The following is a 14,351-nucleotide window of genomic DNA, read 5'->3' on the forward strand; positions in this document are numbered from 1 at the left end:
GCACAGGAAAAACAGGGAAAAAGCATGATAAATCAATGTTTTTACGCAGCTTATAAGGGCTTGAAGATGCCTTGGTTTTAAGGCTGCATTGATTTTCTATAATGATAATATTTGATCAGAAGAAAACCCTTTCTTTTTCCGCGGCAATCTGGCTTGATCCCTCCCATGACGACACCGCTTTTAAAACTGGTCCGCAAGCATTTCAAAACGATGGAGGGCTACGTCTCCGCCGGCATGGAAATGGCCAAGGACGATACCAAAATCTTCCTCAACGCCAACGAAAACCCATATGATTTGCCGGGGCTGGAAGGCCTAAACCGCTATCCGGAACCGCAGCCTCTGGCCCTTCTGGAGGCCTTCGCCCGTACTTATGGCGTGGAGCGCGATCAGATCGTCATCACCCGCGGCGCGGATGAAGCGATTGCGATTCTGATCCGGGTCTTCTGCGAACCGAACAAAGACTCCGTCATCATCACCCCGCCAACCTTCGGGATTTACGGCGTCGACTCCCGCGCCCAGCCCGCAAACGTGATCGAGGTTCCTCTTATAAAGGCACAAGGCACATTTACGTTAGATACCGAAGGCATTATCAAGGCGGCCAAAGAAAAAAAGAATAAAACGAAGCTCGTCTTCCTCTGCTCTCCCAACAACCCGACAGGCACCTCCTTCTCGCATGAAACCATTTCCGAAATCTGCGAAGCCCTCGAAGGCGAGGCGGTGGTCATTCTCGACGAAACCTACGCGGAGTTCGCGGAGCAGGGCAGCATGACATCCGATTTGGACAGCACGCCCAACCTCATCATCTTGCGGACGCTCTCAAAGTCCTACGCCTTCGCAGGAATGCGGATCGGCTGTATGCTCGCGGCGGATACCGACTTTATCGCCCTTGTTCGCACCAAAGCCCTGGAAACCTATCCTCTTGTCCGCATGAGCGTCGAGGCCGCTTTCCACGTCCTCTCGCCGGACATCAAACCCATCGCCGAAGCAAACATCAAAAAACTTCTGGCCGAACGCACCCGCATGGAAACGGAACTGAAAAAATCCGCTCAGGTCACACATATCTACCCGTCGGACGCCAACTTCCTGCTCGTCGAAATGAAGGACGCGCACGGATTCTATGAATACGCGAAAAAAAATAACGTGATCCTCCGCGATTTTTCCTCAAAGAAGGGCACGGAAAAGTGCTTGCGTATCTCCATCGGCACCGAGAAGGAAAACGACACGGTTCTCAAGCTCCTGAAGAAATTTGCCTCCGGCAAGGCATAATCATGGCCCGCAAAACCAGCCCACAACCCCCGGCAGCGCCGGAAGAGAAACATTATATGACTCCCACGGGCTACGCCGTGCTGGACAAGGAGCTGAACCACCTGCTGCACACCGAGCGCCCGAAGATCGTTGAAATCGTCGCCTGGGCGGCGGGCAACGGCGACCGCTCCGAAAACGGCGACTACATCTACAATAAAAAACGCCTGCGCGAAATCGACCGCCGCGCTCGTTATCTGACGAAAAGGCTCGAAAAAACGGTCATCGTCGATCCCGCCAAACAGCAACACTTGGACCGCGTCTTTTTCGGCGCGCAGGTGACCTATGTCCGCGAGGACGACTCCGAAGTCACGATCCGTCTGGTCGGGGAGGACGAGGCGAATTTCGCGGTGGGAAAAATAAACTGGCTCTCCCCCGTGGGCCGTGCCCTGATGAAAAAACAGGTCGGGGACTCCGTAACCGTCCGCACCGAAGAAAAAACCGAAAAAATAGAAATTCTTTCAATATCTTACCCCATCGAAAAAACGCCCTGAAATTTTTTTTAAAATATAATCATTGCAATTTAGTGCACTATGAAGCTTACGCCGAGTTTGCGGAGCAGGGCAGCATGACATCCGATCTGGACAGCACACACAATCTGATCATCCTGCGTGACTTCTCCTCAAAAAAAGGCTCTGAAAACTGCCATGGAATCTCTATAGGAAAAGGAAATGAAAGTCATAAGGTTATAACTCTCCTGTCGGCTTTCGAAAAAGGGGATTAGGCAAGAAAGAAACGAAAAGACTAAGGTTCATCGCCGTCTGTTCCAGTTGAGGAAGTCTTGCTTCTGTTACAAATTTCTTTGTACTTCTGATACCCGCCGTACCCAAGGAATAGAGGGGTAGCGAGTATACAAACCGGACAGACAAATCCCGTAGTCGCCGCCAATGTGGATCCAAAAACACCGATACCGGCCCCGGTCAAAAGGGCTTTGTTGGCCTCGCTCTTGAGTATCCCGGTCGCAGAATCGGCGCCTGATACTTCATGAACTTGGACAACAGAGTCCTTGGGAATGTCCGTCATATGTCCCTCCTTATGGTCACTACAACCATATTCGCAAAGGGCTGACGAATGTTACGCTTCTTCCCAAAGCAAAACGCCAAAAGTGGAAATAAAAAATAATTCTTGCAAATTAGTGCACAATGCACTAATTATAAAAGGGTCGGGCCGGAGTTTCAGGGTTACCGTTGCAAAAGTCCCTGAAGCAACAACACGCCCGGCAATGATTTTTTTAGCGGTGGTGGGCCGGCGATGTTGGCTTATCGGGTCATTAGGTCGCCGGTTCAATTCCGGCCGGAGTGGAAACATTCCGTAGCTCAGTGGATAGAGCGAATGAGTTGCCAGTGTCACAAACACGCCCGCCACCGCTAAGAAAATTTTTCCGGGCCGGAGCAGGAGGGTTATCGCTCATAACGATCACCGCCCTCAGGCGGCAACACGCCCGGGAAGCAGTTTTTTTAGCGCAGATGGGCCGGATATTTTGGCTTATCGACTGTTAATCGCCTGGTCGCCGGTTCGAATCCGGCCGGTGTCGCAAGACGCTGTAGCTCAGTGGTAGAGCAGGAACGCCAGAATAACAAACATGTCCGTTTGCGCTAAGAAATGAAAAAGCCCGCATCGTGCGGGCCTTTTTATCGAAACGATTGAAAGAAGTGAAAGAAAGCAGAAAAGAGGTGCGTCATGAAATACAGAGGATACTTTGCAACCAGAAAAACCCAAACTCCGCAAACCGAGGGTCTGGAGGGCATGGTTGAAAACAGCGCGGGCGGATATGCCTATCCGGTCGATAACTGGACGCGCCTCGCCCGTTTCCTGATCCTCGGATCGGAAGCCGGAACCTATTACATCGCCGAACGAGCGCTGACCATCGAAAATGCAAAGGCCGTAAAAAGCTGCATAGAGGAGGACGGCGTGAGGGTCGTGGAAACCGTGGTGGAAATCTCCGCCGAGGGCCGCGCCCCGAAAAACGATCCGGCCTTGTATGTGCTGGCCATGTGCGCGGGCCTTGGAAACGAGGATACGCGCAAGGCGGCTCTGGCCGCTTTGCCGAAAGTGGCCAGAACTGGAACCCACCTCCTGCACTTCGCGGAATTCGTGGAGGGATTCAGGGGATGGGGCCGTGGCCTGAGACGCGCAGTGGCGGATTGGTACCTGAAAATGGAGTCCGAGCGTCTGTCCCTGCAGCTTGTGAAATACAAGCAGCGTGACGGCTGGTCGCACCGCGACTTGCTGCGTCTGGCGCACCCGAAAACGGAGGACACGGATAAACGTGCTCTCTTGGGGTGGACCGTGCAGCCGGAAAATGCCGAGCGTCTGGCCGAAGCGGCGGAAAAATTCCGCTTGATCGACGGCATGGTCCGTTTGCAGAAAGCCGGAAACGTGAAGGATGCGGTGGACATCATCCGTTCCTTCTCCCTGCCGCGTGAAGTGGTTCCGACGGAACTCCTGAACGAGCAGGACGTCTGGAACGCTCTGCTGGTGGATATGCCGATGACGGCCATGATCCGTAACCTGGCGAAAATGTCGGCGGTCGGCCTGTTGGCGACCGGATCGGACGCGGCGGATTATATCGCCGAGACGATCCGCAACCCGGAGGCAATCCGCAAGGCACGGGTCCACCCGCTGACCCTCCTGATGGCGCAGAAAACCTACGCCGGCGGAAAGGGGCTGAAAGGCAAGCTGGAATGGACCCCGGTGACCTCGGTCATCGATGCTCTGGACGATGCTTTTTATGCGTCGTTCAAGAACGTCGAACCGACCGGCGCACGCATCATGCTCGCGCTCGACGTCTCGGGTTCCATGCAGCAACCGATTGCAGGCACCTCGATCCTCGCGAGCGAAGCGTCTGCGGCAATGGCTCTGGTGACGGCAGCGGTGGAAAAGCACGTCCATATTGTGGGCTTTTCAACCGGCCTGATCCCGCTTGCGATTTCAGCCAGACAGCGTCTGGACGACGTCGTAAGAACGATGCAGGGCCATACCTTCGGCGCAACCGATTGCGCGCAGCCGATGCTGTACGCCATCGAAAAGGGTCTGAAGATCGATACCTTCGTGGTCTATACGGATAACGAGACGTATTTCGGTCAGATCCATCCGGTGGAAGCGCTGCGCCGCTACCGGGCAAAATCCGGAATTCCGGCCAAGCTGATCGTGGTGGGCATGACCTCGAACGGGTTCTCCATCGCCGATCCGAACGATGCCGGAATGATGGACATTGTCGGGTTTGACTCGGCAACTCCGGGCGTGATGTCCGATTTTATCCGCGGCTCCTCTGAATCCGTTCAGGAGGCTGCGGAATAATCGCAAACGGCGCGAAGGAGCATGAAAGATGACGCGTTCACCCGCCAAAGACAGTTCGCAAGGGCAAATGACCCCCGAAGAGCTGCGCGAGGCGGGTGAACGTCTTTACGGCACATGGGGCTGGCAGACGAAACTGGCCAAGGAACTGCACGTGGACGGCAGCACGGTCCGCCGCTGGCTCTCCGGCAAGGTGCCCATCCCCGGCCTCGCGGCAGTGGCGATCGGTCTTCTCGTTAAGCTGCATACATCAAAGCCGGATGTGTAGTGTAAGCTACTTCTCCACAAAAAACTCTTCGAATTGCTTTATCCTTTAACTGTGGACATGACAGGTTTGCATCTTTTAAAATTTCTTCGCATGATTTTTTCTACCCTTTCATAAGTTTAATAATATGCAAAGCGACACGATTGACCCTGAGTGGATTAATAAGGAAATATCTGAACAACTTTCGATTATGCGTAATCGCGGTGAAGGGCAAAGCTTAGAATTTAAAGAAAATTTCCCTGAAAACGGCTATGACCTCGGAAAAGAAATAGCTGCATTTGCTTCTACCAATCTTGGCATAATTCTTATTGGGGTTTCAGATGAGGGAGAACTAATTGGATTAGAAAAAATGGACAACGCCAAAGAGCGCGATAAGATATGTCAGAGGATTGAAGGCATTTGCAACAATAATGTTAAACCTGCAATTACCCCTATAGTTAAATTTGCCAAGGAAAAAGACTCTATAGTTTTGGTCATCGAAGTTCCTCGCGGCAAACAGCCTATTTACTATGCCGGAAATAAACCATATGTACGACATCTTTCGACGTCCCGTCCGGCAGAGCCACATGAAGTTATTGAACGCGTTGTTGAGTGGAGTCAGACAGCAAAGTTAACCTCTCCAACCAATCCTGAAAACAGGCAATTTTTTTCATCATTAGAAGATACTCTTGTAAATGTTATTATTTTTACTGATGAGTTTGAGAAACGCCAGGTTAATCCTTGGCTGGAGGAAGCACGCATTGAATTTGAAAATTCTGCTGAACTACTAAGACAATATGCTTCTGATGTTATAGCTATGAAAGAAAAAATAGACGATCAGTTATACGATCTGGCAGGTATTTTGGATAAAGCAGTAAGCCATAGACTTACTTTGGGCTCTGAATCTTGGAAAGTGCTACTAGGTTTCGTAAAAGAAGCAAATCATAAAGCAAAAATCCTTAAGGCGGATTTTATTGATGCCAAGACGAACAATGTACAAGAACAACAAGAGATTGAAAATCTTAAACAAAAATATATTAGAAAATTAAGTGAGCTTGAAGGCAGAGCAAACTCTATGGCCGAAGATGGACGTGTTCAGGAAATGCAACATCAAGCAAGCGATATTGGCTATAATTTATTGCGATTAAATCACTTCGCAGGCAAGAGTATGAACGATGAACTGCATAACGTTGCCCGTAACTTGCACCTAATTGAAACAGAAAGAATATATATAGATGGTGGAAAATCTATATTTCGTGTTTTGTCTATGCTTCAGGAGCAAACAAGTAAATTAAAAAATTTAGTTTCAAAAAGCTAAAAAAGGTTTTCAATACTTTCTCAAAAATATTCAGAATTTTAATAAACATCACTTCTCTTTTAAAAACCCATACGACTGCATCTGCCACAGCTTGGCGTAATGCCCTTCGGGAAGCGCAATGAGTTCCTCATGCGTGCCGTCCTCGATGATCCGACCGTCCTCCATCACGATAATCCGGTCCATCTGCCGCAGGGTCGAAAGGCGATGCGCGATCGCAATCACCGTCTTCCCCTGCATGATTGATTCCAGCGTGCTCTGGATCGCGTGCTCGCTTTCGCTATCCAAGGCAGACGTCGCCTCGTCAAGAATCAGAATCGGTGAGTTTTTCAGAATGGCGCGGGCAATGCCAATCCGTTGCTTCTGCCCGCCCGAGAGCTTGACCCCGCGCTCCCCGACATGGGCGTCAAACCCCGTCCGCCCCTTATGATCCTCCAGCCCTTGAATGAAATCATAGGCATAGGCGCGTTTCGAAGCTTCGATCACTTCCGCCTCGCTCGCATCGAGCTTCCCGTAGCGGATATTCTCCATCACCGAGCGGTGGAACAGATAGCTGTCCTGCGTCACGACTGTAATCTGCCGCCGCAAACTATCCTGTGAAACCTTGGCGATAGCCTGCCCGTTGATCAGGATTTCCCCGCCCTCGACGTCATAGGCGCGGACGAGCAGGCTTGTAACCGTCGATTTCCCCGCACCGCTGCGCCCCACCAATCCGACCTTCTGCCCCGCAGGAATCTCAAGACTGAAATCGCTCATCAGCTTGCTTTCCCGCCCGTAATGAAAATTGACGTGCCGGAAGGCGATGTCGGCCTTGTTATCTTTCAACTCCAGGGGGGGCGCATTTTCAGCGTCCTTGACCTCATGCGGCTTCGAGATCGTGTCGATAATATCCTGAATAGTTCCCAGATGCTCGAACACCGACGAAACCTCGAACATGATCCAGCCCGACTGGAAAGTGGCCTGCAGCGCCATGGGCAGGGCCATCGCCAGCGCGGCGACGCCCGCTTGCCCTTCGGTTTCCATCATGGAGTAACAGACAAACCCGGTCGCGACGAGGAGCAGCGTGTTCAACACGTCAATCACCATGCTCATGCGCCAGATCGTCCCTGTCGTCGCCCGGAACGTATTGCTGTGCATCCGCAGCAGGCTCACGACCCGCGCATCTTCATGCTCCAGCTGCGCGAAATATTTCGTCGGCAGAAAGTTCGTAAGGCTGTCCACGACCTGTCCCGTGAGGGTACTCATACTGTCCGCATGAGCCTTCGAGCGCATCTTCACCTTGGGCACGAAATAGGCCAGAGTCAGCGCATAAGCAACCAGCCACACGGCCAGCGGAAGGGCCAGCCGGATATCGACATTCGCCATCAGCCAGATATTCGTGATCGTGAACACCGAAGCGAACCAGATCGACCCGATCGTGGCTTTCACGGCATCCCGGAGGCTCGGCGCCTGCATCATTTTATTGGCGATCCGTCCGGCGAAATCGTTCTGGAAGTACGCCAGAGATTGCCGCGCCGTGTACCAGTACAACTGCCGCCGAACGAGGTTCCCGAAATAGGGCGTATAGACCAGATCGTAAAGCGCCTGCAAAAACGCCCCGCCGCCCTGCCGCAGGATCAGAAGCGCAATCCCGCCCAAAGCCATCGCCGTGCCGTATTCGGCCTGCTTCACCAACTCGCCGACATACCAGAACATGAGACTCACGCCCGCCGCGACGGCCAACTCCATGATGAGGAGCAGCACGATCAGCCCCTTGATCTGCCGGATAAAAAACCACATAAACGGCCAGAGCTTGGTCGGCAGGCTCTCGATCCCCTCAGGCGGCAGCCGGTCGATCTCCAGCCGGAACCTCCGGTCCCAAGCCTGTAAGGCGCTTTTACATTTATTCAAAAACTTAAACATCATATTCGTCCTGAAGTGTGGTTCTTCAAGAGGCGGACGGATTTTCTTGTGGGGAAGAAAGTCCTGTCAGCCTCCAGTCCGGCTGACAGAAGAAAAATTATCTTCGGGCCAGTCGGCTAAAAAAAATAAAATAAAGAAGCGCTAAGGCCTCTGAGGTATAAATAAAAACAGAGGACCGCTCTAAAGGGGAGGTCATGTTCTGTTTATGAGTCTTGGTGTGATCCATTTCTTCAAAAAGCCTGCCTTGTGAAAAATCGGGAACAAAACCCCATCCCGGCCAGTAAAACCCATAGACATAAATTTGACAAGAAAAATTACTGGACAAGCCGAAGCACGTCAGCATCATACCAAAGAAGACGGAACAATCATGACCACAATCGAGGATAAAAATGACCAAGGTTTTTTCCCCCCTGAATTTAGGCGCTATCTCCATAACCAACCGGATCATCATGGCGCCCCTTACACGCATGCGTTCAAAGCAGCCGGGTAACATTCCATGGGAGCTGAATGCAGAGTATTATGCCCAGAGAGCCGGGGCGGGTCTCATCATCTCCGAAGCAACCCAGGTTTCCCAGCAGGGGCAGGGTTATCCGGGGACACCGGGCATTCACTCGACTGAGCAGGTGGAGGGTTGGAAAAAAGTGACCGATGCCGTTCATAAAAATGGGGGAAAAATAGTTCTCCAACTCTGGCATGTTGGACGCATTTCCCACTCTTCGCACCAGCCGGGAGGCGCACTTCCCGTTGCTCCCTCGGCAATTCCCGCGGCCAACAGCGGCACCTTCACGGCAGATTGGAAGCCGACTGCGATAGATGTGCCTCGCGCTCTGGAATCCGATGAAATGGCCGGTATCGTAGCGGATTTTAAGAAGGGCGCGGAGAACGCGAAGGCGGCCGGGTTCGACGGGGTGGAAGTCCACGGCGCCAACGGCTATCTGATCGACCAATTCCTGCAGGACGGTTCCAACAAAAGAACCGATGGATATGGCGGTTCTATTGAAAACCGCGCGCGCCTCTTGCTGGAAGTCGTGGACGCCGTCGCGGAAGTCTCGGGCTACGACCGTGTAGGTGTCAGACTCTCTCCTTATGGGACGTTCAATGACATGAGCGATAGCGACCCGGTCGGCTTGTTCACCTACGTGATCGAAAAACTCAGCGACCGCAGAATCGCCTTCCTCGACCTCATCGAGCCACGTTCGACGGGCGCGGGCGGGGGAGACGCCGTCGCCGAAAATATGCCATGTACATCCGATCTTTTCAGGCCGGTCTTCAAAGGGGCTTTGATCTCTGCCGGGGGCTACAACCCGCAAACGGCCATCGAGGCCATAGAAAGTGGCAAGGCTGACGCCGTGGCGTTCGGGAGATATTTCATCTCCAATCCCGACCTGCCTGAGCGTATCCGCCTGAACAAAGCTCTGAATAAGTACGACCGTGCGACATTCTATGGGGGTGCGGAAAAGGGCTACACCGACTATCCTTCCATCAAGGATGCGGCGGCCTAAAATAAAGGAAACGATTTCATGTCCACATGGCCCAATCTTCTGGCCGTTCACGCCGAACGAATGAACGCGTGGCCGAAAAAATTTTCTGACAATGCGTTCCGCACGTCCGTCCTCGGCTCCGTGCAAAGAAGAAATGCGACTCTGGACGCGGTGTTTTATGATGTTGGCTGTATTACGGAAGAAGAACTCCCCTCGCTGGCCTTCTGGTTAGCGCGGGAGGGCGCACTGCTGATTGTCCCCCAGGCAGGACAAGGGCAACTGAAAGTTTGTTTGGACAAAGAAGACTTCTTGAAAAAGGGCGGTCAGAAGGTCAAAGCGTTAGCGGTTGCGGGAGTAGGAAGTTCGGCTTTAGGTGCGGCGGCTTTTGCGCGGAATATAGCGGACGCATTGGAGGGGCCGGTTGCGGCGATAGTCTCAGGATATGGTCTCTCGGATGCTATGACTGAGGCATTGGGCGGATTCTTTTGGTTCGGTACTCTCAACAGCGTGCGCCACACATTCGAAGGGTTCGATAGGATTACAAAACTCTTCACGCAAAGTGAGCCGTCAATCCCTGAATCAAAAAGGGAATCGGAGTGGACGCGTCTGAGCAAGGATACGGCAACGCTGATAGATTTGTTATCCGATGCCCGCTTCAAGACGCCCTATCTGGTGGGTCATTCGAAGGGAAATTTGGTCATTTCCGAAGCACTTTATACCCTGGAAAACAGGGGGGATCTGGATAAGCTGACGAAAAACACCCGGATCATCACAATCAGCGCTAAAATCGGCATGCCGATGTCCTTTAAGGGCAGGGTAGTGGACATCATGGGTCAATGGGATACGTTCGGGGCCATGAACTCCCGCTCGGATATCCCGACCGATCTCATAGTGACCGGTGCTTGGCACAGCACCAATCCGGACTTTCCCTTCGGCATGGGGATCAACGTTCCCTCAGTTCTGCGCGAAGCGCTCCCGCTTTTCGACCAGACACGCATAAAATCATCGCACCGCCCGATTTTTAATAAATATAAGGATATACCGCAGCGCGCAGCTTCCTTTATGTGTCGTTGAGCGCTCTGCAAGCATGGTCCCGCAGGTAAAAAACTTTTTTCCTGCACCGTAAAACTGAAAATAGCGTGTTTTATCAAATAATTAGAAAGAAATTATTTTTGTTGACTTAATAAAAGTCACTGTGACATATTATATTTAATGTCTTAAGGACATTTATTGAGTGAAGGAGAATGAAAGTGGTGACTGTATACCCCGGCTATAAGAATTACGAAAAAACGATAGACCGCCTCAGATGGTCTGGAGGATCAGTTGCACAGGGGTTGTTATGTCGCCGTTTATGATGGCGAATATGACGAGCGCGGATGTAAAATTCTCAGGCCTGTCCCGACGCAAAAACTGGAGAATCCTCTGACATTTATACATTTCGGCAATGCGGGGAAGCAGGAAAACCAAAATTGACGCCCTAACATACAGGGACACGGATTCAAGGAAAAACCCATGAACATCAAAGTCAATAAACAACCGATCAAAAGCTACAATTTCAGCGGCGGGGAATGCCACGTCAGTATCGCAGGAATTAAAATCAGTCCCGTGACGGAGATCGAGGCATATCTCTATAACGCCGACGACATCCTGCGCCTGATCATGACGGTCGATGCGGTCCGGCAGGTCAACCCCGAAACCGCGATTGATCTGGTCATACCGTATTTCCCCTACGCACGGCAGGACCGGGTCTGCAATCCGGGGGAGGCGTTTTCTGCCGCCGTGATGGCGGATTTGATCAATAGCTTGAACTGCGGTGCGGTGGCGGTCTTCGATCCCCATTCCGAAGTGGTCGTCAAAAGGTTGAATAATTGCTGTGTGGTGTCGCAAGCCGAACTGGTGCAAGGCGCGGTCGAAGATTTTATCAGGAAAGAAAATCTGACTCTGGTTTCCCCCGACAAAGGCGCCTCGAAAAAAACGGACGCGGTCGGGAAGGCTCTGGGCGGCGTTCCGGTCGTTCATTGCGCGAAGGTCCGGAATCCGAAGAACGGCCAGATCACCCATTCCGAAGTCCACGGCGATGTCGCGGGAAAAAATCTGATCCTTCTGGACGATATCTGCGACGGCGGACGGACCTTTACGGAACTGGCCAAACTCCTGAAAACCAATGGTGCAGGCAAGCTTTATCTCTATGTCACCCACGGCATTTTTTCACACGGCCTGGAGGTTCTAAAAGAGTATTTCAATCATATCTTCTGCTTTCATACGTTTTTACGCGCAGAACAGATCGACAGTAATTTTTTAACTGTAACGGGAAAGGAGCGTTAACATGAGAATTAATCCGTTAACAGCCATCGACTTCTACAAGGCGGACCACAGAAGCCAGTATCCGCAAGGAACGAGCGAGGTCTATTCCAACTTCACGCCGCGCAGCTACAAGCACTCCCGCGTACTGGCGGATTTCGACGGCAAGGTCGTCATGTTCGGCCTGCAATACTTCATCAAGCATTTCTTTATGGAAGTGTGGGAGGAGAATTTCTTCAAGCTACCGAAGGAGCAGGTCGTCAAAGCCTATAAACGCCGGATGGATAACGCTCTTGGCCCTGACGCGATCACGGTGGAGCATATCGCGGCGCTGCACGATCTGGGCTATCTGCCCCTGAAGATCAAGGCGCTGCCCGAAGGATCAAGGGTGCCGATCGGCGTCCCGGTCCTGACGGTGGTCAATACGCACCCGGATTTCTTCTGGCTGACCAATTACATTGAAAGCGTGATTTCCTGCTATCTCTGGAAGCCCATGACCTCGGCGACGACGGCCTTCGAATACAAGCGCCTGTTGACGCAGTATGCGATCAAAACCGGAAGCCCCCTGGATTTCGTGAACTTCCAGGCGCATGACTTCTCGTTCCGTGGCCTCTCCAGCGTACAGGACTCTCTGCTCAGCGGAGCCGCGCACCTGACCTGCTTCTGGGGCACGGATACCGTTCCGGCCATCGACATGGTCGAGGATTATTACGGCGCGGATGCGACCAAGGAGCCTGTTGGGTTCTCTGTCCCTGCAACCGAGCACTCGGTCATGTGCATGGGGATGCAGGACGGCGAACTGGAGACCTTCCGGCGGTTGATTACAAAAACATATCCAAAGGGGATTGTTTCGATCGTGTCGGATACGTGGGATTTCTGGAAGGTTGTAACGGAGTATGTCGCAATCCTGAAGCCCGAAATTCTGGCGCGGGAGGGCAAGCTGGTCATCCGGCCCGATAGCGGCGATCCGGTCCTGATCGTCTGCGGCGATCCTGCGGCTCCTCTCGGCTCACCCGAGCATAAAGGCGCAATCCAATGCCTGTGGGATGTCTTCGGCGGCACCGTGACGGAGACGGGGTACAAGATGCTGGATTCCCATATCGGCCTGATTTACGGCGACTCCATCTCGCTCGACCGCGCCGAGGCCATTGTGAAAGGGTTGGAGGCAAAAGGCTTTGCGTCAGGCAACATGGTGTTCGGGGTTGGGTCTTATACCTACCAGTACGTAACCCGCGACAATTTCGGCTTCGCCATGAAGGCCACAAGCGGTGTGGTGAACGGCGAAAGGCGTGATATCTTCAAAGACCCTAAAACCGACAACGGCATCAAAAAATCCGCCAAAGGCTTGCTGCGGGTGGAGGAGACCGGCGGACGTTACATCCTGCACGATCGGCAAACACCCGAGCAGGAAGCGCAGGGCGCGCTGGAGGTCGTCTACGAAGATGGAAAATTGGTCAAGGATCAGACTTTGGCGGAAATCCGGGGACGGATTGATGGCGCATTGAAAAGCTTGATGGCAAAGGGAGAAAAAATTGCCGCGTAAGCACTCCCAGACCGAAGCCGAATTTATTAAAGCCTACGACGCCAGCGCGTTCGAGCGGCCTAACGTCTCGGTGGATACCGTGATTTTCACGGTCTCCGGCGGGCAGTTGCAGGTTTTGCTGGTGCAGCGCGAACACCACCCCTGTCAGGGGCTATGGTCGCTGGTCGGCGGGTTTATTGACGTGCAGGGCGATGAGGAGCTGATTGACACGGCCAAGCGCAAGCTGACTGAAAAGACAGGCGTGAAAACACCTTATCTGGAGCAATTCTGCTCCTACGGCAACAAAACGCGTGATCCGCGCGGCTGGTCCGTGACCACGGTCTATTTCGCCCTCATCCCGTCAGAAAACCTAGAACTAAAGGCCGGACAGGGGGCGACCGATATCAAATGGGCCGCTGTTAAGAAGGGCAGGGTGAAGGACAAACTGGCCTTCGACCATGCAAAGATTCTCGCTGAATGTACGGATCGTCTCAAAAGCAAGCTTCTTTATACGTCCCTGCCTGTCCATCTCATGCCTGATGAATTCACTCTGGCGGAGCTACAAGCGGCGTATGAGGTTATTCTGGGGGAAAGCATCGAGCATAAATCCTTCCGGCGCCGGATTTTAGGCGCAGATATCCTTGAGGAAACCGGAAAAATGCGTGAAACCGGCCGCCGCCCCGCCATGATCTACCGCAGGAAAAAAGGCAAGGGCACTCATTTCTTCGTAAGAAATTTCGAAGGCGCTCACGATTCCAGGTAGCTCAGTCAAAAAAATGGCGGCGTACAGAACCATCCAGTAACCATCCTCAGGTTTGGAGCAACGCTATTAATAAAACACAGTCAAATAAAAACTCTGAATCTTACTTGCTCACACCGGACCGAGCATATAAAAATTAGTGCCCACTCCTGCGGACCGGTCCGCCACAAAAAGTGATCCACTTCAAAAGAGGATGACTAAAAAGCTGGACCTGATATCAGGTCCAG

At 52.5% G+C, this 14,351-nt stretch carries 14 protein-coding genes; 11 read left to right on the forward strand and 3 right to left on the reverse strand.

What is annotated here, in order from left to right; translation table 11 throughout:
• The first annotated feature begins 165 nt into the window (after positions 1 to 165).
• The 3 genes from hisC (at position 166) to IPN28_04965 (ending at position 2,026) form a co-directional block, all read left to right on the forward strand.
• The gene (hisC, locus tag IPN28_04955) at positions 166 to 1,266 is read left to right on the forward strand and encodes a histidinol-phosphate transaminase (GenBank protein ID QQS58172.1); all 1,101 of its coding nucleotides are present in this window, start codon (positions 166 to 168) and stop codon (positions 1,264 to 1,266) included.
• A gap of 2 nt (positions 1,267 to 1,268) precedes the next feature.
• On the forward strand, positions 1,269 to 1,796 hold the full coding sequence (gene greB, locus IPN28_04960; protein QQS58173.1) for a transcription elongation factor GreB: 528 nt from the start codon (positions 1,269 to 1,271) through the stop codon (positions 1,794 to 1,796).
• Between the two features lie 74 nt (positions 1,797 to 1,870).
• On the forward strand, positions 1,871 to 2,026 hold the full coding sequence (locus tag IPN28_04965; GenBank protein QQS58174.1) for a hypothetical protein: 156 nt from the start codon (positions 1,871 to 1,873) through the stop codon (positions 2,024 to 2,026).
• Positions 2,027 to 2,046: 20 nt separating this feature from the next.
• Here the strand turns inward: IPN28_04965 and IPN28_04970 are convergent, their stop codons facing one another.
• A complete protein-coding gene (locus tag IPN28_04970; GenBank protein ID QQS58175.1) occupies positions 2,047 to 2,325 on the reverse strand; it encodes a hypothetical protein in 279 nt (92 codons plus the stop codon).
• Between the two features lie 657 nt (positions 2,326 to 2,982).
• On the opposite strand from IPN28_04970, the gene IPN28_04975 reads away from it, so the two are divergent.
• From IPN28_04975 to IPN28_04985, 3 genes are all read left to right on the forward strand, one after another.
• The gene (locus tag IPN28_04975) at positions 2,983 to 4,602 is read left to right on the forward strand and encodes a TROVE domain-containing protein (GenBank protein ID QQS58176.1); all 1,620 of its coding nucleotides are present in this window, start codon (positions 2,983 to 2,985) and stop codon (positions 4,600 to 4,602) included.
• 28 nt (positions 4,603 to 4,630) lie between these two features.
• A complete protein-coding gene (locus tag IPN28_04980) occupies positions 4,631 to 4,867 on the forward strand; it encodes a hypothetical protein (protein ID QQS58177.1) in 237 nt (78 codons plus the stop codon).
• Between the two features lie 124 nt (positions 4,868 to 4,991).
• Complete coding sequence (locus tag IPN28_04985; protein QQS58178.1) at positions 4,992 to 6,161, forward strand: ATP-binding protein; 1,170 nt, start codon at positions 4,992 to 4,994, stop codon at positions 6,159 to 6,161.
• 48 nt (positions 6,162 to 6,209) lie between these two features.
• On the opposite strand, the gene IPN28_04990 is transcribed toward IPN28_04985, so the two are convergent.
• Both IPN28_04990 and IPN28_04995 read right to left on the reverse strand, forming a co-directional pair.
• The gene (locus IPN28_04990) at positions 6,210 to 8,063 is read right to left on the reverse strand and encodes an ABC transporter ATP-binding protein (protein QQS58179.1); all 1,854 of its coding nucleotides are present in this window, start codon (positions 8,061 to 8,063) and stop codon (positions 6,210 to 6,212) included.
• 94 nt (positions 8,064 to 8,157) lie between these two features.
• Positions 8,158 to 8,511 carry a hypothetical protein gene (locus IPN28_04995; protein ID QQS58180.1) on the reverse strand — a complete coding sequence of 118 codons (354 nt, stop codon included), beginning with the start codon at positions 8,509 to 8,511 and terminating at the stop codon, positions 8,158 to 8,160.
• Between IPN28_04995 and IPN28_05000 the strand changes: the two genes are divergently transcribed.
• From IPN28_05000 to IPN28_05020, 5 genes are all read left to right on the forward strand, one after another.
• Complete coding sequence (locus IPN28_05000; protein QQS58537.1) at positions 8,444 to 9,562, forward strand: alkene reductase; 1,119 nt, start codon at positions 8,444 to 8,446, stop codon at positions 9,560 to 9,562. The two genes, IPN28_04995 and IPN28_05000, sit on opposite strands and share 68 nt — an antisense overlap.
• 60 nt (positions 9,563 to 9,622) lie before the next feature.
• Positions 9,623 to 10,615, forward strand: coding sequence for a hypothetical protein (locus tag IPN28_05005; protein QQS58181.1), 993 nt, complete (start codon positions 9,623 to 9,625; stop codon positions 10,613 to 10,615).
• Between the two features lie 438 nt (positions 10,616 to 11,053).
• Positions 11,054 to 11,866, forward strand: a complete 813-nt coding sequence (locus tag IPN28_05010; protein ID QQS58182.1) for a ribose-phosphate pyrophosphokinase — start codon at positions 11,054 to 11,056, stop codon at positions 11,864 to 11,866.
• 1 nt (position 11,867) lies between these two features.
• Positions 11,868 to 13,385, forward strand: coding sequence for a nicotinate phosphoribosyltransferase (locus IPN28_05015; protein QQS58183.1), 1,518 nt, complete (start codon positions 11,868 to 11,870; stop codon positions 13,383 to 13,385).
• A gap of 25 nt (positions 13,386 to 13,410) precedes the next feature.
• Positions 13,411 to 14,127 (forward strand): NUDIX hydrolase, encoded by a 717-nt coding sequence (locus IPN28_05020; protein QQS58538.1) that lies wholly within the window; start codon positions 13,411 to 13,413, stop codon positions 14,125 to 14,127.
• Positions 14,128 to 14,351 lie beyond the last annotated feature (224 nt).

It is taken from the genome of Alphaproteobacteria bacterium (assembly GCA_016699735.1).
Classification (GTDB): domain Bacteria; phylum Pseudomonadota; class Alphaproteobacteria; order Micavibrionales; family Micavibrionaceae; genus JAGNKE01.